The organism is Actinoplanes sp. NPDC023714 (assembly GCF_040639855.1).
Classification (GTDB): Bacteria; Actinomycetota; Actinomycetes; order Mycobacteriales; family Micromonosporaceae; genus Actinoplanes.
This window is the reverse complement of the sequence record NZ_JBFAAR010000023.1, coordinates 1-1432: the sequence shown is the minus strand read 5'-3', so window position 1 is coordinate 1432 and position 1432 is coordinate 1. Positions and strand designations below refer to the sequence as shown.

1 rRNA gene is annotated in these 1432 nt (G+C 55.7%); it reads right to left on the bottom strand.

Annotated elements, in window-relative coordinates:
- Positions 1-47: 47 nt before the first annotated feature.
- Positions 48-1432: ribosomal RNA gene (locus AB0G10_RS42255) — 23S ribosomal RNA — on the bottom strand; the annotation flags it as partial.

The window sequence follows — 1432 nt, the reverse complement described above, 5'->3', positions numbered from 1 at the left end:
GTTCGTTTGCTGTGAATCACACAGTGGACGCAAGCAGAAAATTTAGGGTGGTTAAGCCCTCGGCCTATTAGTACCGGTCAACTCAACACGTTACCGTGCTTACATCTCCGGCCTATCAACCCAGTAGTCTACTGGGAGCCTTACCCACTCAAGGTGGTGGGATACCTCATCTCGAAGCGAGCTTCCCGCTTAGATGCTTTCAGCGGTTATCCCTTCCGAACGTAGCCAACCAGCCGTGCCCTTGGCAGAACAACTGGCACACCAGAGGTTCGTCCGTCCCGGTCCTCTCGTACTAGGGACAGCCCTTCTCAAGTATCCAACGCGCACGGCGGATAGGGACCGAACTGTCTCACGACGTTCTAAACCCAGCTCGCGTACCGCTTTAATGGGCGAACAGCCCAACCCTTGGGACCTGCTACAGCCCCAGGATGCGACGAGCCGACATCGAGGTGCCAAACCATCCCGTCGATATGGACTCTTGGGGAAGATCAGCCTGTTATCCCCGGGGTACCTTTTATCCGTTGAGCGACACCGCTTCCACACGCAAGTGCCGGATCACTAGTCCCGACTTTCGTCCCTGCTCGACCCGTCAGTCTCACAGTCAAGCTCCCTTATGCACTTACACTCAACACCTGATTGCCAACCAGGCTGAGGGAACCTTTGGGCGCCTCCGTTACCCTTTAGGAGGCAACCGCCCCAGTTAAACTACCCACCAGACACTGTCCCTCGACCCGATCAGGGCCGCAAGTTAGATACCCAAACCAACCAGAGTGGTATTTCAACAATGCCTCCACCTGAACTGGCGTCCAAGCTTCACCGGCTCCCACCTATCCTACACAAGCTAATTCGGATACCAATGTCAAGCTATAGTAAAGGTCCCGGGGTCTTTCCGTCCTGCCGCGCGTAACGAGCATCTTTACTCGTACTGCAATTTCGCCGGGCCTGTGGTTGAGACAGTGGGGAAGTCGTTACGCCATTCGTGCAGGTCGGAACTTACCCGACAAGGAATTTCGCTACCTTAGGATGGTTATAGTTACCACCGCCGTTTACTGGCGCTTAAGTTCTCCGCTTCGCCCTTACGGGCTAACAGGTCCCCTTAACGTTCCAGCACCGGGCAGGCGTCAGTCCATATACATCGTCTTACGACTTCGCATGGACCTGTGTTTTTAGTAAACAGTCGCTTCCCCCTGCTCTCTGCGGCCATACCACGCTCCACCCGCAAGGGGCTTCACGCGTCCGGCCCCCCTTCTCCCTAAGTTACGGGGGCAATTTGCCGAGTTCCTTAACCACAGTTCACCCGTCGCCTCGGTATTCTCTACCTGACCACCTGTGTCGGTTTAGGGTACGGGCCGCTCGGAACATCGCTAGAGGCTTTTCTCGGCAGCATAGGATCAATGACTTCACCAGAACGGCTCGGCATCACGTCTCAGCC